Below are 19,869 nucleotides of genomic sequence, written 5' to 3' on the forward strand. Positions count from 1 at the left end.
TCAAAAGGAAAATGTTCAGCTTCAAAGAAATTCTTTCTGTTTCTCTCATCCTCTTTTCTGTCATCGACATTCTGGGTAGCATTCCCATCATTGTGTCGCTCAGGCAGAAGGTGGGCCATATACAGTCAGAAAAAGCTACATTGGCCTCAGGAGTTTTGATGATCGTTTTTCTCTTTCTGGGAGAGAAAATTCTTGGCCTTTTTGGTGTTGATATCAGCTCTTTTGCTATTGCCGGAGCGCTCGTGATTTTCATCATTGGTCTGGAAATGATACTTGGGGTAGAGTTCTTTAAACACGAGCAAATAGAGGGAGGAGCTACATCCAGCTCCATTGTGCCCATTGCTTTTCCGCTTATTGCCGGGGCAGGCACTATGACAACCCTTCTTTCTCTCAGGGCCGAGTACTCGCTACCCAATATTCTGGTGGGCATCGTGGTCAACCTGATGTTCGTTTATCTGGTGTTAAAAACTACCAACTGGCTCGAACGTAAACTGGGCAAGGCCGGACTCAACATCCTTCGGAAGGTATTTGGAATCATCTTGCTTTCGATAGCCATCAAACTGATTAAAACCAATCTGCTGACATGAAGGTAATTATGTACACCGACGGCGCAGCGAAAGGCAATCCCGGCCCTGGTGGCTACGGCACTGTGTTACTGCACAAAGACCTCAGGAAGGAGCTAAGTGAAGGCTACAGGCTGACTACAAACAACAGAATGGAACTGCTGGCTGTCATCAGAGGGCTGCAGGCGCTCAAAAGACCGGGCGTGCAGGTGGATGTATATTCCGACTCACAGTATGTGGTGAACTCTGTGGAAAAAGGCTGGCTGGCAGGCTGGGTGAAGAAAGGGTTCAAGGGAAAGAAAAATCAGGATCTTTGGGAGGAGTATTTAAAAGCTTCATCACCTCACAAAGTGAAGTTTCACTGGGTGAAGGGCCATGCTGGTAATGTAGAAAATGAGAGGTGTGATCAGCTAGCAGTGCAAAGCGCTGAAGCTCCGCACTTACTAGTTGACCAAGGATTCGAGGATTCTACTACTTAAACTTACGACTACTAAAGTTTCTTGATTCTGATAAATTCCAGCGCCTCCTCAAAGCTGCTCTTGTTCAGTTTTAAGCTTAGCTCTCTCTTCAGTGTTTCGATAGTGTCTGATGAAAGGCCTGTTTTTGAGCACAATTGCTGTGCGTTGTATCCTTTGGCCGATAGCTCCAAAATAGTCGACTCATCAGTTGTGAGCCATTGTGATGCAGCCCTCAGGTTGCTTTCCAGTCTTAAATTTTCAATGATCAGTTCCTCGATAAGCGAGGCCATTTCATGCTCTGAGAACATATCGCTTAGGATATCGTTCTCGTCCAGATCAATATAAAAGTCTTCGTGGCCCACTTTCAAATAGATATATTTTTTGTCATCGTCTTCTTTTTCTACCAAACGAGCTTCAAACATTCCTTTTCTCTTGTAATTGGTAATCAGCCCTATTACAGATGAGCTTTTAAGATCATCCGCAATTGGTTTATCATTGTTGATTTCAGGTTGCATTGCCTCACGGGGTTAGAAGTTAGTGGTTCGACATTTTCAGAAACCCCAATGATTGCTCAGGTCATTTTTCCGGGTGCTTTACTTTTTCTAAGTATCGCTTCCGAACAGGATTTTCGCTGTCGTTTTTGTACGTATCGAAGTACCCAAGAATAACACGGAGTTCTATACCTATTTTTAGGTATTTTTAACACCAGAAATCGTATTAACCTTCCAAATGAGGATTTTTATGGGCTACAAATGAGCGTGTCACTGGAAGGTGAGAGATTTTGAGGGCAATATTGTATGGGAAATAACTTTTTTCAATTCAAGCAATTCAGGATCAACCAGGAGGGTGCCGCCATGAAGGTGAGCACTGAGGGCTGCCTGCTGGGGGCGATTGCCACCTGCGGTCACGATGCCAGCGTGCTGGACATTGGCTCCGGCACGGGCTTGCTGGCTTTAATGATCGCTCAACGGACGAATGCGAAAATAACGTCGGTTGAAGCTGACGAGGAGGCAGCAGCCCAGGCGCTTCGAAATGTGGAAGGCAGTCCGTGGAGTGAAAGAGTGAATATTGTCAACAGTACCATTCAGGTTTTTGCAGAACAAGCGAAGGAGCGGTTCGATATGATCGTTTCCAACCCACCATTTTACACCAACTACCTTCCCTCCGATGATGTCAGAAGAAAGCTGGCGATGCATACCTACAGCCTTTCGATGGAGGATCTTGCTACCGTTGCTGGTAAACTGCTAATGCCGGAGGGCAGGTTTTTTGTTATCTACCCAGCCTACGAGGCAGGGCTATTTGCACAAACCGCCAAACTAAAAGGATTACATCCGTTGGAAAACCACATCATCAGAAACAAGGAAGGTGGCTCGATATTCAGAATGATCACTTGCTATGGACAAACTGAGGCCAAAACAACACAAAGTGAACTGGTGATACGAGACGACTCGAATGCCTATACCGCAGCCTTTGAAAAGCTGTTGGCGCCTTATTACCTGAATCTATGACAGTTTCTATCCTTTGGCGGTCTCCATCAAGTCTATTTCCCTTTCGCTGAATTCGAACCCCATGGCTTCCAGTTCTTTCAGTACCGGCTTGTAGATTTCTCTTTTCGTAGGTATTTGAACGCCGCTCAGTTTGAACTCACCATTCAAAATCATCTTAGCGCCAATGCCAAGCGGCAGCCCCACTGTTTTGGCCATGGCCGTGTCGTTGGCATTGTCACCCATTACCACCATGTACGACTGGATTTCCCTGGCCTGGTCGCCTTCTTTGAAATCAAACTTATGCCACATCACGATCATGTCTTTCTCGTCTTTGCGGGGCGTCCACTTTTTCTTTAGAATATGCTCCAGGATTTGTGCCGGAGTGCCTTCTTTTAAGCCAACTAACTCATCATCGAACAGACCCAGCCACTTCAGCTTGTACATTTCTTCCGATTCCATGTCAATATTCAGGTAGTGAGCCAGTTTCAATTCTACGGAATCATGTGGATTGAAATACAGGAAGGAATTGATGAACTGCCGGTGTGTCATTTCGTCGACTCTTTCCATTTTAAAGGAGTCGTCTGTGGCTCCGAGTTGAATGAAGATGTCCCAGGCTTTACAGAACCCGGGCCTGCGCAACGTACCCCGGTAAAGGGTTTGGATGTCCTGCAGCTCATAGGAGTCGACATACTTCAGCGAGTCTCTGTTGGCGTATCCTTCAAAATACCCATGCCCGGGAATGTGGATGACTTCCGTGCGCCTGAAAACCTTGTGATAGGGGATGTACTTGAAGCGCCCTTCCTGAATAAACTTCACAATGCCTTGCCCGGCCAACACCACGTTGCGGGGGTTCCATGTAAACTTGTACTGCCAGGGGTTGTCTTCGGTGGAGGGGGCCAGTAGCCCTCCGGTGAAGGTTTCGAACGCATGGAGTTTGTAGCCTTTGTCTTTGATCCGGTCAAGTACCTTCATGGCCGACATATGGTCGAGGCCGGGGTCGAGGCCCATTTCCATAACGCAAATGGCTCCTTTGGCTTTGAATTTTTCATCAAGCGCTTTGATTTCGTCGGTAACATACGACGCCGTAGTCATGTTGATGCCATGCTCCCCACACACTTCAGCCACGTGGATATGGAACTTGGCGGGAAGCATAGAAATGACCAGGTCAGATTGCGTTATTTCTTTGGTTTTTTGCTCCTGGTTAAAAATATCAAAGGAAATTACCTGTACGTTTTCAGCTGAGCCAAACTTTTCACTTAGGAAACCAACGTCGAGATCGCCAATGCAAAGCTGCCAGTTGTTCTCTTTTAAGAGGCTAATGAGATAGTTGATTAAAGAGAAGGAAGATCTTCCGGCTCCGACTAACAGTATGCGCTTCGTCATGTATATTTTGGGTTAAATCGCTCGAAAATTAGCCGATTTGGTGGAGGCTTTAAAACTTTTTCAACAATAAATCAGTATAATGCTGTCCATCGAATATGTATACATGAGCAGAACGGGTAAAGTAGAAATCGATTATACAATCGTGCCATTAAATGAGCTGGGCAAAAAAGAGGCTGCGTTGATGAAAAGCGCCTTGCAGACACGCTTCACTGCACACGCACCTTATTCCAATTTTCAGGTGGGGGCGGCGGCATTGCTAGCTGACGGCACAGTGGTCGTCGGTTCCAATCAGGAAAATCGTTCCTTCCCTGCGGGGCTTTGCGCTGAGAGGGTTTGCCTGTATCACGCTTCCTCCAATTACCCTGACACACCTATTGAAATGCTGGCAGTTGTCGCTTTTCCGGCAAAATCGGAGGTGGCTGAGCCGGCTCACCCGTGTGGAGGCTGCCGACAGGTGATGATGGAAATGCAGCATAAGCAACACCGTCCGTTCAAGCTGCTACTGCTGTACCCCAACGATGAAGTGCTGGTGCTCGAAAAAGCCAGTGATTTGATGCCGTTTCCGTTCGAATCCGAAATTTGATCAGGACTCCCTGTGCACCATGGTGGCACTTGCCTGGGCGGTCGGGAATAGTACGATGTCGCTGAGCAGCACATGAGGAGGCCGGGTAACCACGTACTTGATAACATCCGCCACGTCGTCGCCTGTCAGAGGTTTCATTCCCTTGTATACCTGTTTGGCTTTCTCTTCGTCGCCTTTGAAGCGAACCAGCGAAAATTCAGTTTCCACAAGGCCAGGGTGAATGCCCGTTACTCTAATTCCATAGGGGTTCAGGTCTAGTCGCATGCCGTTCGTAATGGCATCTACGGCATGCTTGCTGGCACAATACACATTGCCTTTGGGATACACCTCTTTTCCGGCTATCGACCCAATGTTTACAATAAAACCCGACTTTTTTTCTACCATCCCAGGGATGATGGCCTTGCTTACATAAAGCAGCCCTTTCACATTGATGTCAATCATGTCGTCCCAATCCTGCGTGCTGCCCTCATGAATAACATCCATGCCATGCGCATTGCCGGCATTGTTGATAAGCACATCAATATCTCTCCAGTTTGCTGGCAGCGACTCAATGGCCTGGTTCACGGCCCGCTGATCTCTTACGTCGAAGCTCAGTACGTGCACATCGGTTTCGGTTCGCAGGTTGTGCGCCAGCTCCTCCAGCTTGTCTCTTCGCCTTCCGCAAATAATCAGGTAAAACTGGTCGGCAAGGTAGTGAGCAGTTGATTTTCCAATGCCTGAGGTGGCACCTGTGATGAGGGCAATTTTTTTCATGGAGCTAAAATGCTTTGGTGAGTAAACGGCAGCAATTAAAGATATAGCGACCTAAACTTCAACCAAATGGCGCATAGCCTGCCACAATCAGTGGACAAATAGTCGCTGAAAGTTGAGAATGGTCATCGGCAGAATTAAGATGGACCGCCTTCGAAGGTGATGTAAAGGGTCAGGTTGTGAGGTGAAACCCGCTTTAGCGGATCGTTGTACTTGTTGACGTCGTTAGTCAGGATATTGGAGATTCCCCAGGAATAGCGGATTTCAGGGGCGAACTTGAACAGCGGGTAGTAGAGGTCGAAGCCAACACCGGCTTCCAGTGCCACAGAAGTGCTTTTCGTGAGCAAACGCTCGCTGGCGTCTGCTTTGTCGTCTTTTCCACGGGCCTCAATGGTGGGAGTAATGCCGCCTATCAGGTACATGCCAATATTATCCCTCCTTACCGACCGGTATTTCAGTAGCATAGGTAGCTCCACTGTGGTGGCGTCAACCAGCTGCTCCAGCGTGTTTCCTGTCACCGACCGATACAAAAGTTTGTTTTCGTAGAAGCCTACTGTAATCAAAAAACGAAAGTCGAGGTATTGCAGCACCCTCATGTTGGAGATAAATCCAATTTTGAAACCGCCCAGGCTGTGCGGAACAATAGAATGAAGCGTATCGTCGGCAGCAAAGGCATCGGAATATTGAATGGCATATCGGGAACTGTGCAGGCCCATGCCAAACCCGTAATGAAGAAACTTTTCAGTGTAATTGGGCAGGTTGATAACAGTGCTGTGCTGCGCTATGGATGGCGAAGCAAGGCCAAGCAGCAAAACGATTGTTGCTACTTGATGCCGGTATAAATGGAGCAAATGCCGAAGGTTTGTGGTTTGCATATTGTTTTTTTGAACCCAACCCGATCCAGTATGTTAGTAAAAAGCACCCCGTCGGGAAACGCTTTTACCGACTCGGGAAGGTATGTATATGCCGCCCGGTCTTTAGAAATCATTCTGCCGATAATAGGCAATATGTACTTAAAATAAAAGCTATAAAGCTGCTTCATAGGAAAGCGGGTGGGTTTTGAAAACTCCAGTACCACCACTTTTCCTCCTGGTTTCAGCACCCTCCACATATCGGCCAATCCTTTTTCCAGGTTTTCGAAGTTCCTTACCCCAAAGGCAACGATGACGGCATCGAAGGTATTGTCATCGAAGAGCAACTTTTCTGAATCGCCCATCTGAAGTTCGACTTTATCTTCCAGCTTCATGCGGGCAATTTTTTTCTTGCCCATGGCCAGCATGCCTTCCGAAATGTCGACGCCAATTACTTTGTCGGGTTTCAATGAAAGGGCTTCAATAGCGAAATCACCTGTGCCCGTCGCAATGTCGAGTATTTGCTTTGGCTTGATCTCTTTGAGCTCCCGAATAGCTTTTTTTCTCCAAACGATATCGATGCCAAGGCTGAGGAAGTGATTGAGGAAATCGTACCGGCGGCTAATGTTGTTGAACATTTCAGCCACCTGAGCTTTCTTGCTTCCTTCCTTTTCTTTGTAGGGTACTACGGTCATCTAGTGCAAATAATTGTCAATAAAACCAGTAAAAGCGCAATGAATGAGGGAACTGGTGTGCGAAACTTTTCGCAAGTATACTGCAAACCTTGCGTTTTTAAAATTTGTTCTCGGCAGGGTTTGTATCTTTGCCAAAATTTCAAAAAATGCGGATTGATACAGCCACTTTTCTGGCAAGCTATGCCAACGTTAATACCTGCCCCGAATCCGAGCTGCCGGAGTATGCTTTCATTGGGCGCAGTAATGTCGGCAAGTCGTCGCTCATCAACATGCTGACCAACCACAGCAAGTTGGCCAAAACATCGTCAAAACCAGGAAAGACCCAGTTGCTCAACCAATTCCTGATCAACGATTCGTGGCTGCTGATGGACATGCCGGGCTATGGCTGGGCCAAAGTAAGTAAGACAGAAAAGGCCAAGTGGGAGATCATGAACCAGCAGTACTTGCTGGAAAGGAAGAACCTGTGTAACCTGTTTGTGCTTATCGATTCGAGGATTCCTCCCCAGAAAATTGACCTTGAGTTTCTTAACTGGGCGGGAGAGAACGAAATCCCCTTGTCGATTGTGTTCACAAAAGCCGACAAACAATCAAAAAACCATACCCAGTCTTCGGTGGCGGCCTTTATGAGGGAATTGAAGAAGTATTGGATTTTTCTACCCCCATCGTTCGTAACTTCTGCTGAAGACAAGCGGGGAAAGGAAGAATTGCTCGGCTATATAGAAGAAGCCAATGGGCTTTTTATGCAAAAAAATGATTAAGCGTTGAATGGTGAGATTAAAATATCTAAAATTGCGCCCACAAACTGACAAATATGGAGTTTAAAGAAATTGCAACAGTGTCTGGCAAAGGCGGACTTTTCAAAGTACTTAACCCTACCCGCTCAGGCGTCATACTGGAATCGTTAGATGAGAAGAAGTCCAAGCTGATAGTCAACGCTAACTCCAAAGTGTCTATCCTTCACGAAATCTCTATTTACACCACCGACAATGAAGGAACGGTGGCGTTGGAGGACGTGATGCGCAAGGTGCACAAGGAATTTGCCGGTGACACTGGTCTTACCAAAAACTCTGATAACGAAGAGCTGAAGTCGTTTCTGAAGCACGTGTTGCCCACTTACGATGCCGACAGGGTATACGTGTCCGACATTAAAAAGCTGGTGAACTGGTACAGCATTTTGGTGGAAGTAGCCCCTGAGGTTTTCGACGAGCCCAAAGAAAAGGTGAAGGAAGAAAAGCCTGCCAAGGCAAAGGCACCTAAAGAAGCGGCTGCCAAAAAAGCTCCTGCTGCCAAGGCCGCTGAAAAGCAACCTAAAGAAGAAAAACCCAAGGCCAAGCCCGCTGCCAAAAAGAAGTCCGCAGATAAGTAATGGCTGAACGTGATCTTGCCAACAGGACACTGGAGTTGCTGAACAAGCATTTCGAGGTGCCTGAAGGCATTGAGAACACCGCAGCTGATGATGAAGACAAAGCCAGGAGTCTGCTTGTAGAAGTGCTGACTCCTGTCATTCGCCGGATGCTCGATCAATCGTTTGAACAACTGCTGAACGTCCTCTACCGGATCGACCTGCCCGAGCCTAAAGTCATATCATTGCTGGAAGAGAGCGCACCCGAACACGTGGCGGGCAATCTTACCGCTGCCATTGTCGATCGGCAGCTGGAGAAAATCAAACTACGGGAGAAGTATCGGCAGTCGCCAGATTGAACGACTCTGCCATTTCCATCATTTCGCTGGATCCGATAAAAAAGGGTGTTCTCTGGTGAAGTTCGTTGGGCAGTAAGTCAAGAATTCGTTTTCCTTTTCCGTTTGTAGCTTTTCCGCCTGCCTGCTCAATAATATAGGCCAGCGCATTGCATTCGTAAAGCAATCTCAATTTCCCATTGGGAGCTTTCGGAGTAGCCGGGTAGATGTAAATGCCGCCTTTCAGCATGTTTCGGTGAAAGTCGCCGACCAACGAGCCGATGTACCGGGCCGTAAGTTGTTGCTCCTTGCAGTGCTGAATATACTGCCGAACGCCATCGTCGAAAAGCTGGCTGGATCCCTCGTTGATGGAGTAGATGCTGCCGGTGGCTGGGGTTTTCATGTTGGGGTGCGACAGAAAGAACTCTCCCAGCGACGGATCGTAAGTAAATCCATTCACGCCATGCCCTGTGCTGTACACCAGCATGGTGGAAGAGCCATAGAGCAAATAGCCTGCAGCCACCTGGTCGTCACCTTTTTGCAGCACGTCCTCCCGCAGGGCTGGGCCGCCCACCGGTGATAATCTTCGGTAAACCGAAAATATAGTACCAATGGATACATTGACGTCGATGTTGGAAGAGCCGTCGAGCGGATCGATGGCCACAATGTAGCGACCATGCGGATTGTTGAGGTCGATGATGCCGTCGTCTTCTTCCGACACTATGGCGCATACCACGCCGCCGTTTCTCAGCGCTCTTTTGAAACGGATATTGGCGATGACATCAAGTTTTTGTTGATTTTCACCCTGGATGTTCTGCTCACCTACTGAGCCTCCTAAGTCCACCAGGCCGGCACGGCTGATCTCTCTATTGATGATTTTGCCTGCCAGCCCGATGTCTCTCAGAATTTGGGATAACTCCCCGGTAGCAAAAGAAAATTCGTCTTGTTTGTTTTTAATAAAACGATCAAGCGTTGTGCCAACAGGTTGGCCCAATTTGCTTTTGTCTACCATCTGCTTAAACTTTGGGTTAATGTCTAAAACAGGCCTAAAACTACATCTAAATCGATTGCACCAGCAAGAAAACCGCTGGAAATATTTTAAATAAACCTTGAAAGTGTTCGCTCAACAGCTGCGAGATAGGAGGTGCCAAAAAGGTTGACGTGCACCATCAAAGGGTACAAGTTGCAGAGGTCGGTTCTCTCTTGCCAGCCAGGCTGCAGGGGGAAGGATTCGTGGTAAGCGGAATAGAAAGCTGTATCAAACCCTCCAAACAGCTGGGTAAAAGCCAGGTCCATTTCCCGATGGCCAAAATAAACTGCTGGGTCAATGAGCCACGCATGTCCGTCGGGCCCCGTGTGCACGTTGCCACTCCACAGGTCGCCATGGAGCAGGGAAGGTGGCTCTTCAGGAAAAAGAGCAGGCAGCCTGTCGTAGAGGACTTCAAATCGCATCACCGTGTCGTTTGCAATGAGGCCGTTGTAGGCAGCCAGGCCTACCTGTGGTTTTAGCCGACACTCGATAAAGAAATCGGCCCACGATTGCTTGGCTTCATTTTTTTGAGGGAGTCGGCCAATGTAGTTGTCGTGATCGAGGCCAAAGAAGGGGGAGGAGTTTTGGTGCAGAGCGGCCAATTCCCTGCCCAGAGTTTCCGCATAGCTGGCAGCTCTCCTGCCAGGCCCAAGGAACTCCAGCACCAAGTAGCTTTTGCCTTCTGCGCTTCCGGTGTTGATTATTTCCGGCACCCGCACCGCCCCCGTGTCTTGCAGGAGCGTCAGCCCTTTGGCTTCCACTTCAAACATGCCTGCTGGTGCGCTTTCGTTCCATTTTAGAAAGGAAACGCCAGCCTTGCAGCTTAATTTGACCGTATTGTTGATGCAGCCACCAGCCACAAAGCTAAAATCGATCTCTTCTGTCTCTACACCAGTACTTTGGAAGATGACCTTTTCGAAGAACGATTTAAAATGCTCATCAAACATTTAGAGGTTCTTTTCCCGGGCAATGCTGTCAATTAATTTGTCGCATGCCCGCCACAGCATATCGTACACTTCCTGGAAACCGTCCATGCCTCCGAAGTAGGGATCGGGCACGTCGAGGCTGTCACGTTGCTCATCAAATTCCCGCATCAGGTAAAAGTGGGGATGCTCCTTTTTGAAAACAGCGGCAATGTCTCTGTAGTTGTTTTGATCCATAGCGAGGACATAATCAAACTCGTGAAAGTCTTCAATACGAACCTGCCTGGCTTTGTGGTCAATGGGGGTATTGTTGGTGATGGAACAGTCGATGGTACGTGGGTCGGGGTCGGCCCCGATGTGGTACCGTGAAGTTCCCGCTGAATCGGACGCTATCTGGTCGGACAGCCCCCGCTCTTTGAGCTGCCTGTTGAAAATTGCTTCCGCCATGGGTGACCGGCAAATATTTCCCAGGCATACAAAAAGTACTTTTACCATGCTCAAATATCAGGTTTTAAAATAAAATGAAAAAAAAGTAAATTATTTTCTGGGGGAGGTGGTTACTTAATGGGTATGTCACGTATATACCTTTACATAACACAAATTTATTCATACACCTGTTTAACAGTAAAGAAAGCCTCTTGATCTTCAGGAGGCTTTTCTTCTTTTACAGCCTTCGACATATCATCATTATTTGTCACCGGCGAGAAAAAGCTCGACGATCCGGTCACTCACATTTCCATACTTTGTAACAGAAGAGTTGGATAAAAGCACGAGAATCAAACCTTCCTTGGGGTAGACCCGAAAATCGGTAATGCCTCCCACCGAACCACCTGTGTGGCCGAACCCTTTTCTGCCATTCTTTTCCCATACGCCCCAACCCACACCATATCCTGTTACTTTACCATCGGCCAGCGTTTGGGAGGTAAGTAAGATAGAACGAACGCTGTCGCTGAGGAATGTTCCGGTGCGGTGAGCCTCCCCAAATTTGATCAAATCGGTCGTGCAGCTGATAAATCCTCCGCCAGCCCACTTGTAGCTGTTGTCGACGTAGGTGGCATTCACGATGTTGCCAAGGCTGTCGACGTCGTAAAACGACACACGCCCGGGAATGATTTGGTGGTTGATGTCGGGGGTAGTGTGATTCATTTGAAGTGCATCGAAGACATTTTTCTGCACAAACGGGAGAAAGTCCTGCCCACTGGCTCCCTCCACCACGGCGCTGAGCAGGTTGAATCCATAGCTGGAGTAAGAGTATTTCGTGCCAGGAGCAAACAGCAGTGTGTCGTCCTTGAAGATGTTTAGTCCTTCGGTTACCGTTGGGTAGTAGGCAGCGCTCAGCATCTCCTGGCCCCGGTAATGTCGAATGCCGCCAATATGGCCTCCAACCTGCTTGACCGTGATGGGATATCTCTTTTCTGGGAAGTCTGGGACATAAGTTTGCACAGGTTGAGTAAGGTCAAGTTGACCGGCGTCCATCAGCGTGCCCATGGCAGCCGAGGTAATGGGCTTTGACACGCTACCAATTCTGAACAGTGAATAACCCGCTTTTACCGGCGCTTCATGCTCCAGATCGGCATAGCCAAAGCCTTGTGACCAAACGATTTCGCCGTTGATAGCGACAGCTACGTCGATGCCAGGCACTTTCTCGGCGGTCATCAGCGAGTCAATCATGCGGCTGCTTTCAGCAATGGCCACTTCGTAAGGCGTGGAGGAGGTCTCGGGTTGCCGGCAACTGTAAGCGAAACAGATGACAGCCAGGGAGGTCGAAAGCAATTTTTTCATTATCCAATATAGCCAAATTTGAAAGCAGGAGCCACCATTCACATCAAGCAAATAGCTAATGGCAAGAAATGCTTCGAATTCCCGGGACAAATGGCTATCTTGATTAAAACCTATTTAAACAGATATGCAGAGAAGATCATTTGTAGCTACTACCGGGGCGGCTGTTGCTGGCTCCATGTTGGTGAATCCCATGAATGCTTTTGCCCGCCGGGCAAAAAGGAAAGTTGTCATGGTGGGCACAGGGTCAAGGGGAATTGGCTTCTGGGGAAAGAGGGTTGTTGACAACTATGGCGACGACCTTGAGTTTGTTGGGCTGCATGACGTTAACAAAGGGCGGATGGACCTGGCCAAAAGCGAATTCGCCCCCAACGCCAAGATGTTCGACAACTTCGACGACATGCTCGACAAGACCAAGCCTGACCTGGTGATTGTTACCACCATGGATTCTACACACCATGAATTTGTTATCAAATCGCTGAACAAGGGCTACAACGTGCTCACGGAAAAACCAATGACGACCGACGACGTTAAATGCCAGGCGATTCTGGATGCGGAGCGGAAGTCGGGCAAAAAGGTGATTGTTGGTTTTAACTACCGGTATTCCACTTTGGCCACGGCCATCAAGCAGCAGCTGGCAGACAATGTAGCCGGGAAGCTTACCTCGGTGGACTTCCACTGGTACCTGAATGTGTACCATGGGGCGGATTACTTCCGTCGCTGGCACCGACTGACTGAGAACAGCGGCAGTCTTTGGGTGCACAAGGCCAGTCATCACTTTGACCTGCTCAACTGGTGGATTGATTCTGACCCCATTGAAGTGGTAGCATTTGGAGAGCTGGAGCACTATGGCAAGAATCATACGGAATTCAAGCACACCAACTGCCGGCCATGCCCGCACAAAAGCAACTGCAAGTTTTACTGGGACATGACCAAGAGTAAAAACCTGATGAGTTTGTATGCCGACAACGAAAAATATGACGGCTACCTGAGAGACGGCTGCGTTTGGAAAGACGATATCAACATTTACGACAAAATGAGTGCCCAGATCAAATATGCTAACGGAGTGGTGGTGAACTATTCGCTGACGACCTATTCGCCTTACGAAGGCTGGCGGGTAGCATTTAACGGCATGGAAGGTCGGCTCGACAGCTGGGAGGACATTCCATGGCAGCAGGGCAAGGATGAGGTAGATCAGGCCAACCGTCATGAGCTGGAAATGACCCAGGGCAAAAAGGAAGAAGCTGAGGAGTTTGACCAGATGATGGTGATGAAGAATTTTGCCGACTATGAGCAGATTAAAGTGCCAAGAGTGAGGGCAGGTCATGGTGGAGGCGACAGCCGACTACAGGATAGAATTTTCAAAGACCCCAATGCACCTGATCCGCTGCGCCATGCGGCAGGCAGCCGGGATGGGGCCATGGCCGTGCTGATTGGTGTGGCAGCCCGAAAAAGTATTGAGCAAGGCAATAAGAAAATTAAGATTGCCGACCTGACGGATTTGAAACCCAGCGTAAAGCGACTTTAATAACACATGTATGAAGGCGGGGCTTACGCTGTAAGCCTTGCCTTAAAAATTGGCCTGATGGCGAGCCAAATCAGCGGAGGCAGCCCTGCGCTTAATATCACTGCAATGGTTGGGTTCTCTGTCCCCGCACTGCCGATAAAGGCAAAGACAAACCCCATGGGAATGGCACTGCTGGCGAGCGCCAGGTGAAAGTGTGTGGCATTCATGCGAACCATGCCAGCCATGCACGAAATCACCTCAGGAAATACCGGCAGCCAGCGGGAAAGCACCACCACCCAGCCGCCTATTTTGCCGGAAAGCTTCTTTCCTTTTTCGTAGTCCTTTGCCCCCAGCAGCTTGATGGCAGCTTTCTCGCCCATGAGGCGGCACAGCCAGTAACCGAAGGAACCAGTGATGAACGAACCGGCTGCGCTAATGAGCCCACCGACTACAGGGCCATAGATATAGCCCAGGGCCGACATAACAAGCGTGGCAGGTAGAGGGAGCAGCAAGTCGCCCATCAGCAGCACGATGCCCATGGCCCAGGCCCAGCTGCCATACTGACTCAGCCAGTTAACCGAGCCTTCCATAGAGAAAGTTTCCATTAGCGGATCGCCCCAGATGAAGAAGGAGATCAGCACAATGGCTGCCAAAGCAAGGAAAAGGTAAAGGAGACGCATAAACGAAATTATTGAGGAGACGTAATTTAACCAACAGTGGGATGGTTTTTATCCTGCTGTTTTTCAAAGGAAACAGTTAATTTTAGCTCACTAAGAAAAGAGAATTATGCCGAAGCCTACTCCCGAACCCATCGACCCTGCTAAAGTACCACAGCTTGCAGCCGAGCTTGTGATAAAGGTGAAGTTCCCTGTGTTAGCCACCATCGACAACGACCAGCCCAGGTTGCGCCCTGTGTCGCCGGTGCGCACGGACGGTTTTACGGTGTATGTGGCCAACCTGAAGAGCTACGGGAAAACAGCCGAGATTGCTGCCAATCCAAAAGTGGAGCTTTGCTATGTAGACGAAGAACACAACCAGGTGCGCATTACGGGCTTAGCAGACGTGGTAACCGACAGGGCCTTGCTGGAAGACATCTGGAACAGCAATCGTCTGTTGCAGCACTACCTGGGCAGCGTTGATAATCCCCAGCTTATTGTGTACAAGATCGTGCCCAACAGGGTGAGGTTCATGCTGGAGTGGGCGCTGGAGTATTATGAGGTGCCGCTAACGTAAGTCGTTGAACCGCTATACATAGCGTTACGAAGGGCTTTAAAATTAGAATAGCCTGCTTATGCGAACATCAGCTTTCCTTTGGGAGTTGGTATATTTCGTCCGTTCGCAACGGCAGTTTCTATCCATTCCTCTATCACCACTTCGACATTTGCCAAGGCCGCCTGATATGTTTCTCCATCTGCGGCACACCCAGCCAGTTCTGGTACCTCAGCGACAAATGCATCGTCTTCTTTGCTCCAGTAAATAATTATTTCGTACCTGGGTTTATTATTCATTCTCTCTCAAGTTAATCTGATATTTCACAATGATATTCCTTACTTGCTTAACCTGGTATGGTTTGGCTTTGCCCGAAGTTTCTTGAATATTCAAGATTTCGCTAATACCATCTTTCCACAGAATGTGATGGCTTCCCTTTATTCTCTCTTCAAACCCTATGTGCAGTAGCAAGTTTCTGAATTCCTCAAACCCGATATTTTTATCGGAAGTTCCACGTAGAATTTTGATTAATAGTTTTTCGTGCCTGCCCATGCAAGGTGAAATTAATAATTAACCGTTTACTGTCGGGCCAATTTACAAATAAATTCATCCGGCATCTCAAACGATAGATAAGTCAATCGGGTCGTTTTCCGCCAACTTTCCCTGGGGTTCCAAAGGGCTCCAGGATAAGTAATAGCGGGGAGTCTCAGACAGGGCAAACGCATTTAAAAATAAACTATTCAAATTTTTTCAAAGCTGTTTTTTTACCCCGACCCTAAAGGGTGAAACAGCTTTGAAATTCTTCTTTCCCTTTAGGGTTAGGGTAAAAAAGAAGAATTTCGAAGCTAAATGGCTTTAAATGCAATTGCCCTGGTCTCTGACTCGGTTTATATCAAAGTGTGACAGATCTTTTGTAGCTTCTTTGGTGGAAAGCGTCAAAGACTCAATGCATTTAAATACACAATAGCGCTGCGTCATTCAAATGTGAAAAGAGGTGAGTGATCGGGCGTTGCTGGAAGACATCTGGAACGGCAACCGCTTGTTGCAGCACTATCTGGGCAGCGTTGATAACCTCTAGCTAATCGTGCCCAACCGGGTGAGGTTTATGCTGGAATGGGCACTGGAATACTATGAGGTGCCGCTGGGCTAGCACCTGGCCTGCGACGTTTTATATACCTATGTTTCCGCCAACAATTTCCCCATTCAACACTTTTGCTTTGTGATCTTCGTAGCCAGGTAGTAACTTATAGTACGTTCCATGTATTGGAAAAACTATAGAACGCTCTAACTACTTAAACTATGGCACCAGCAAGAAAAATCAACCGGCGGGAGTTCGTCGGATCTGCTGCTTTGGCGTCGATGGCATTTACCATTGTTCCGAGGCACGTTGTGGGAGGCACAAGGTTTGTTGCTCCCAGCGACAAACTCAACCTGGCGTATATTGGGTGCGGCACCCAGGGGATGCGGGAAATGGTAGGCCTTATTGCCAACCCAAAGCTACAGATCACCTCCGTTTGTGATCCCAATAAGCTAAGCACCAATTATATCGACTGGTCACCTTACGGCATAAGAAATAGCATCAGAAAGGCTTTGGGCGAAGACTCATGGGGTGCCAACTTCAATGGGATTATGGGTGGAAGGGACGTAGGTCACGATTTTGTGACCAAATATTATGCAAAGAACAAGCCATCCGGAAAGTACAAGGGGTGTCAATCCTACGAAGACTTCAGGGAGCTGCTTGAAAAGGAAACAGACATTGATGCGGTGAAGGTGATGACGCCCGACCACTTACACGCCACCGTGTCGATAGCAGCCATGAAGAAAGGCAAGCATGTGGTGATTCATAAGCCCATTGCCAACAGGATGTACGAAACCAAATTGACGATAGACACAGCCAGAAAAACCGGTACGAGCACCCACTTATTGGCCTGGAGCAAGCGAAGTGGTAATGATTTGGTGAAAAAATGGATTGATGAAGGGGCCATTGGCAACCTGAAAGAAATTCACAACTGGTCGTACCGCCCGGTGTGGCAGCAGTGGACGCAAAACCCGGCGGAGACGCAGCCTGTGCCCGATGGCTTCAACTGGAACCTGTGGCTGGGCCCCGTGCCTGACCGCCCTTATCACCAAAATTACACGAATTGTGTGTTCCGGGGCTGGTACGATTTCGGCGGAGGCAGCATAGCCGATATGGGACATTATAGCCTGTGGCCGTTGTTTCTGACGCTGGGAGTGAAAACACCAGCCTACAGTGCGGAAGCCTATGGCACCACCACCAGAACAACTGTGGATGGCGTAAGCAAAGCGGTGGTAAACGACGTCGCATTCCCTTATTCGAGCATCGTGAGGTTTAAGTTTGCCAAACAGGACACGCTTCCTGCCTTCGACCTTTTCTGGTACGATGGTGGTATGAAACCCCCGACACCTGAAGAGCTTGAGGTGGATGGCAAAGACATGCCTCAGGAGGGTATGATGTTCGTGGGTGATAAGGGAAAGATTTTGGCAGAGTTCAGGTGTGAGAACCCGGTGCTGCTGCCCGAGTCAAGGATGAAGAGCTATCTGGCAGGAAAACCTGCCCTTGAAGAGACCACAGTGAGAGGCGACGACGTTTGGATTGATGCATTTCAAAATAGAACACAGTCACCTGGAAGCTTCCTTTATGCAGGGGCTATTTCTGAAACGATCAACCTTGGGGCTGTGGCTCTGCGAGCCGGCAAACGGGTGGTGTATGACTCGGCGAAGATGGAAATTACGAATGATGCCGAAGCGAATAAGTTCCTGAGAAGAGAATACCGGAAAGGCTGGGAGTTGTAAGAGAATGCAGGATTGTCGTGCCCACAACTTGTTGGTGGTACGACCTGCACCGGCAAGGCTAACCAAAAGAAGAATCAAACACCTACGATATGAACAGAAGAGATTTTATGGGAAAAACAGCGGCTGTTGGTGCCGCCTCCCTGATGGGGCCTGCTGCCTTTGCGGCCTGCAAAACGAAAACGTCAACCCCTATCATTATGAAAGATGATATTTCGCTCGCACAGTGGTCGCTGGTGGATGAGGTGAGAGAAGGAAAATGGAAAACCGTCGATTTTGCCAAAGTGGCCAGGGAAGACTTTGGTCTTAACGGGATAGAATATGTGAACACGCTCATGGAAGTGCCTCACGAAAACTACCTGAAACAGCTTAACAAGAATGCCGCCGACCACGGTGTAAAAAATGTGCTCATTATGGTGGATGCCGAAGGCGACGGAGCTTCCGATACCAAAGAGGGCCGCAGGCAGTTTGTGATCAATCACCGCAAGTGGATCGACATCGCCCAGTATCTCGGCTGTCATGCCATTCGCACCAACTGCAGAGGGCCGGAAGGAGCCAACAAAGACGAAGCGCTTAAATGGGCGGTGGAGTCGTACATTATGCTGCTGGAGTATGCCGTGGAGGCCGGTATTAAGGTGGTGATCGAAAACCATGGTGGCGTGTCGAACGACGGCGACTGGATGGTGAGGCTGATGCAGGAGGTGAACAACCTGTACTTTGGCACGTACCCCGACTGGCGCCGCCCGATGGACGATTTTGACAATGTGACTTACCTGGAGAAGACGCTGCCTTATGCACATGGCATGAGCTACCGCAACCAGCCAACGGAGGAGCTGACAGCCAAAATGATCAACATGGCCAAGGAGTCGGGCTACAGTGGCTGGTATGGCATTGAGTCGAGCGGGCGAGCGGAAATCAAGAAAGGAAAAGAGCTATTGAACAAATATTTGTTCAATAAGAAATAGAAATATTGGAGGTAAAAAGCTTTCGGCTGGCTTGTGCTGGCCGAAAGCTTTCAAGCGCTTCGCTATCGCTGATTCATGAAGGCAAAGCCCCATGTGAAGTTCAGGTAGAAGCCCGTGTAGGGCCTGGAGCCTATTTCTGCTGTAAACACGCTGTTCATCAGGCGCTTGTAGTCACCATCATGTGGATCGAGGTACCACTGAAAGCCACCACGCCAGCCAACAAATTTGTCTTTTTTCAGCTCAGGAGCGATGGCCTCGTCGCTGAGGCTTCTTACCGGGAAGAGCATCACATCTATGAAGTACCGGCCAAAGCCAGCGCCAATTCTGTCAACGTCATCGTTGATTTTTGTTTTCACATAAGCCTGCGACGTTTTTTGAACCCCAATGTAGGGGCCCACAAGAGACAGGTTTCCTACTGCCGCAGCCGCTCTGATACCATCGCTTTCAACACTCATTCCACGGGTGTAGATACCACCCCTTACGCCGTACTGGTCTTTGTAGTCCATATTCGGAATGTTGAGGTATTTGGTTTCCTCTATGTTGTAGCTTTTGCCGTTCTCGTATTTGGTGCCTGCGTAGGGGTTGTAGCTCAGGATCACCGGCACGTCTTTGATTTTGGTCTTTGTTTTCAGGGGAAGAAAAACGCCGCCTTCCAGGTGATAACCAAGGCCTTTACCATTCAACTGGTAAACATCCAATTGGGCATCGCCTTCAAAAGTTAATTTATCAGAAATGCCCATGCGGGCATTGGCACCGACCAATATGCTTATGTTAGCTCCGGAATACTCTGAGCCAAATTCTGGCGCTATGAACTTGGTGTAAGCCTTTTCAGGGTTGTTTTCAAGAACGGTGTAAGAATAACTCTGTGCTTTGAGTTGGCTCAGCGTGACGACAACTACGAATAGGGTAAGTGCTAATTTGCGCATAGGTTTTTTTTGCACAAATATCTTGCGTTGCATCGGTCGGGGGTATCAGTGCCGTGTGGCAAATCGTATCAGGGGAAGAGGGTATTTGTGGGCTGTATTTAACACCCGTTAACCCAAACCCGCCCGTCATTGCGAAGCTGCTTCACCGCTTGTCTATTATGTGTGAAATCTCTGCGGCAGCTGCGGCAATCTGTTTATTCCGAAGCGTGATCCTAACGAACAGATTGCTTCAGTCGCTTCATGAATAGTGACATGGAGAACTTGTCTACTGC

The 19,869-nt window shown here is 48.6% G+C and carries 23 protein-coding genes; 11 read left to right on the forward strand and 12 right to left on the reverse strand.

What is annotated here, in order from left to right; translation table 11 throughout:
• The first annotated feature begins 11 nt into the window (after positions 1–11).
• Complete coding sequence (locus ACMVP2_RS20840) at positions 12–587, forward strand: MarC family protein (RefSeq protein WP_339791327.1); 576 nt, start codon at positions 12–14, stop codon at positions 585–587.
• Complete coding sequence (rnhA, locus tag ACMVP2_RS20845) at positions 584–1,042, forward strand: ribonuclease HI (protein ID WP_152000810.1); 459 nt, start codon at positions 584–586, stop codon at positions 1,040–1,042. Before ACMVP2_RS20840 ends, rnhA begins: the two co-directional genes overlap by 4 nt.
• A gap of 11 nt (positions 1,043–1,053) precedes the next feature.
• On the opposite strand, the gene ACMVP2_RS20850 is transcribed toward rnhA, so the two are convergent.
• Entirely contained in the window at positions 1,054–1,536 is a 483-nt protein-coding gene (locus tag ACMVP2_RS20850; RefSeq protein WP_339791324.1) for a LuxR C-terminal-related transcriptional regulator, read from the reverse strand.
• A gap of 282 nt (positions 1,537–1,818) precedes the next feature.
• Here ACMVP2_RS20850 and ACMVP2_RS20855 point away from each other — a divergent pair, with 282 nt between their 5' ends.
• Positions 1,819–2,529, forward strand: coding sequence for a tRNA1(Val) (adenine(37)-N6)-methyltransferase (locus ACMVP2_RS20855; protein ID WP_416864949.1), 711 nt, complete (start codon positions 1,819–1,821; stop codon positions 2,527–2,529).
• 6 nt (positions 2,530–2,535) lie between these two features.
• On the opposite strand, the gene ACMVP2_RS20860 is transcribed toward ACMVP2_RS20855, so the two are convergent.
• Positions 2,536–3,891: a saccharopine dehydrogenase family protein gene (locus tag ACMVP2_RS20860; protein WP_416864950.1), complete on the reverse strand. Its 1,356-nt coding sequence runs from the start codon at positions 3,889–3,891 to the stop codon at positions 2,536–2,538.
• A 79-nt stretch (positions 3,892–3,970) separates the two neighbouring features.
• Between ACMVP2_RS20860 and ACMVP2_RS20865 the strand changes: the two genes are divergently transcribed.
• A complete protein-coding gene (locus tag ACMVP2_RS20865) occupies positions 3,971–4,474 on the forward strand; it encodes a cytidine deaminase (RefSeq protein WP_416864951.1) in 504 nt (167 codons plus the stop codon).
• Here ACMVP2_RS20865 and ACMVP2_RS20870 read toward each other — a convergent pair whose 3' ends face one another.
• The 3 genes from ACMVP2_RS20870 to ubiE all read right to left on the reverse strand — a co-directional run bounded on the left by ACMVP2_RS20870 (position 4,475) and on the right by ubiE (position 6,770).
• Positions 4,475–5,227 carry an SDR family NAD(P)-dependent oxidoreductase gene (locus ACMVP2_RS20870; RefSeq protein WP_339791316.1) on the reverse strand — a complete coding sequence of 251 codons (753 nt, stop codon included), beginning with the start codon at positions 5,225–5,227 and terminating at the stop codon, positions 4,475–4,477.
• A 134-nt stretch (positions 5,228–5,361) separates the two neighbouring features.
• Positions 5,362–6,099 (reverse strand): outer membrane beta-barrel protein, encoded by a 738-nt coding sequence (locus tag ACMVP2_RS20875; RefSeq protein WP_416864952.1) that lies wholly within the window; start codon positions 6,097–6,099, stop codon positions 5,362–5,364.
• Complete coding sequence (gene ubiE / locus ACMVP2_RS20880; RefSeq protein WP_416864953.1) at positions 6,048–6,770, reverse strand: bifunctional demethylmenaquinone methyltransferase/2-methoxy-6-polyprenyl-1,4-benzoquinol methylase UbiE; 723 nt, start codon at positions 6,768–6,770, stop codon at positions 6,048–6,050. The genes ACMVP2_RS20875 and ubiE overlap by 52 nt, the downstream gene beginning before the upstream one ends.
• 146 nt (positions 6,771–6,916) lie before the next feature.
• Between ubiE and yihA the strand changes: the two genes are divergently transcribed.
• Genes yihA through ACMVP2_RS20895 form a run of 3 tightly spaced genes read left to right on the forward strand, consistent with a single transcriptional unit; the run spans position 6,917 to position 8,471 of the window.
• Positions 6,917–7,528 carry a ribosome biogenesis GTP-binding protein YihA/YsxC gene (gene yihA / locus ACMVP2_RS20885; protein WP_317490803.1) on the forward strand — a complete coding sequence of 204 codons (612 nt, stop codon included), beginning with the start codon at positions 6,917–6,919 and terminating at the stop codon, positions 7,526–7,528.
• A 53-nt stretch (positions 7,529–7,581) separates the two neighbouring features.
• Positions 7,582–8,136: a DUF5606 domain-containing protein gene (locus tag ACMVP2_RS20890; RefSeq protein ID WP_339791309.1), complete on the forward strand. Its 555-nt coding sequence runs from the start codon at positions 7,582–7,584 to the stop codon at positions 8,134–8,136.
• Entirely contained in the window at positions 8,136–8,471 is a 336-nt protein-coding gene (locus ACMVP2_RS20895; RefSeq protein WP_416864954.1) for a hypothetical protein, read from the forward strand. The genes ACMVP2_RS20890 and ACMVP2_RS20895 overlap by 1 nt, the downstream gene beginning before the upstream one ends.
• Here the strand turns inward: ACMVP2_RS20895 and fbp are convergent.
• The 4 genes from fbp to ACMVP2_RS20915 form a co-directional block, all read right to left on the reverse strand.
• Positions 8,434–9,459, reverse strand: coding sequence for a class 1 fructose-bisphosphatase (gene fbp, locus ACMVP2_RS20900; protein WP_416864955.1), 1,026 nt, complete (start codon positions 9,457–9,459; stop codon positions 8,434–8,436). The genes ACMVP2_RS20895 and fbp overlap by 38 nt on opposite strands.
• Before the next feature lie 86 nt (positions 9,460–9,545).
• Positions 9,546–10,424, reverse strand: coding sequence for a fructosamine kinase family protein (locus tag ACMVP2_RS20905; RefSeq protein ID WP_416864956.1), 879 nt, complete (start codon positions 10,422–10,424; stop codon positions 9,546–9,548).
• Positions 10,425–10,895, reverse strand: coding sequence for a low molecular weight protein-tyrosine-phosphatase (locus tag ACMVP2_RS20910; RefSeq protein WP_416864957.1), 471 nt, complete (start codon positions 10,893–10,895; stop codon positions 10,425–10,427).
• A gap of 192 nt (positions 10,896–11,087) precedes the next feature.
• Complete coding sequence (locus tag ACMVP2_RS20915; protein WP_416864958.1) at positions 11,088–12,182, reverse strand: serine hydrolase domain-containing protein; 1,095 nt, start codon at positions 12,180–12,182, stop codon at positions 11,088–11,090.
• Between the two features lie 124 nt (positions 12,183–12,306).
• Between ACMVP2_RS20915 and ACMVP2_RS20920 the strand changes: the two genes are divergently transcribed.
• Positions 12,307–13,707 carry a Gfo/Idh/MocA family oxidoreductase gene (locus ACMVP2_RS20920; RefSeq protein WP_416864959.1) on the forward strand — a complete coding sequence of 467 codons (1,401 nt, stop codon included), beginning with the start codon at positions 12,307–12,309 and terminating at the stop codon, positions 13,705–13,707.
• A 23-nt stretch (positions 13,708–13,730) separates the two neighbouring features.
• Here the strand turns inward: ACMVP2_RS20920 and ACMVP2_RS20925 are convergent, their stop codons facing one another.
• Positions 13,731–14,366 (reverse strand): TVP38/TMEM64 family protein, encoded by a 636-nt coding sequence (locus ACMVP2_RS20925; RefSeq protein WP_416864960.1) that lies wholly within the window; start codon positions 14,364–14,366, stop codon positions 13,731–13,733.
• A 106-nt stretch (positions 14,367–14,472) separates the two neighbouring features.
• On the opposite strand from ACMVP2_RS20925, the gene ACMVP2_RS20930 reads away from it, so the two are divergent.
• On the forward strand, positions 14,473–14,919 hold the full coding sequence (locus ACMVP2_RS20930) for a pyridoxamine 5'-phosphate oxidase family protein (protein ID WP_416864961.1): 447 nt from the start codon (positions 14,473–14,475) through the stop codon (positions 14,917–14,919).
• A gap of 56 nt (positions 14,920–14,975) precedes the next feature.
• Here the strand turns inward: ACMVP2_RS20930 and ACMVP2_RS20935 are convergent, their stop codons facing one another.
• Positions 14,976–15,194, reverse strand: a complete 219-nt coding sequence (locus ACMVP2_RS20935; RefSeq protein ID WP_152000793.1) for a type II toxin-antitoxin system HicB family antitoxin — start codon at positions 15,192–15,194, stop codon at positions 14,976–14,978.
• Positions 15,195–16,194: 1,000 nt separating this feature from the next.
• Here ACMVP2_RS20935 and ACMVP2_RS20940 point away from each other — a divergent pair.
• Both ACMVP2_RS20940 and ACMVP2_RS20945 read left to right on the forward strand, forming a co-directional pair.
• The gene (locus tag ACMVP2_RS20940) at positions 16,195–17,709 is read left to right on the forward strand and encodes a Gfo/Idh/MocA family protein (protein WP_416864962.1); all 1,515 of its coding nucleotides are present in this window, start codon (positions 16,195–16,197) and stop codon (positions 17,707–17,709) included.
• An 89-nt stretch (positions 17,710–17,798) separates the two neighbouring features.
• On the forward strand, positions 17,799–18,671 hold the full coding sequence (locus ACMVP2_RS20945) for a TIM barrel protein (RefSeq protein ID WP_416864963.1): 873 nt from the start codon (positions 17,799–17,801) through the stop codon (positions 18,669–18,671).
• Positions 18,672–18,733: 62 nt separating this feature from the next.
• On the opposite strand, the gene ACMVP2_RS20950 is transcribed toward ACMVP2_RS20945, so the two are convergent.
• Positions 18,734–19,597, reverse strand: a complete 864-nt coding sequence (locus ACMVP2_RS20950) for a hypothetical protein (protein ID WP_152000790.1) — start codon at positions 19,595–19,597, stop codon at positions 18,734–18,736.
• Positions 19,598–19,869 lie beyond the last annotated feature (272 nt).

The organism is Imperialibacter sp. (genome assembly GCF_048007035.1).
Lineage (GTDB): Bacteria > Bacteroidota > Bacteroidia > Cytophagales > Cyclobacteriaceae > Imperialibacter.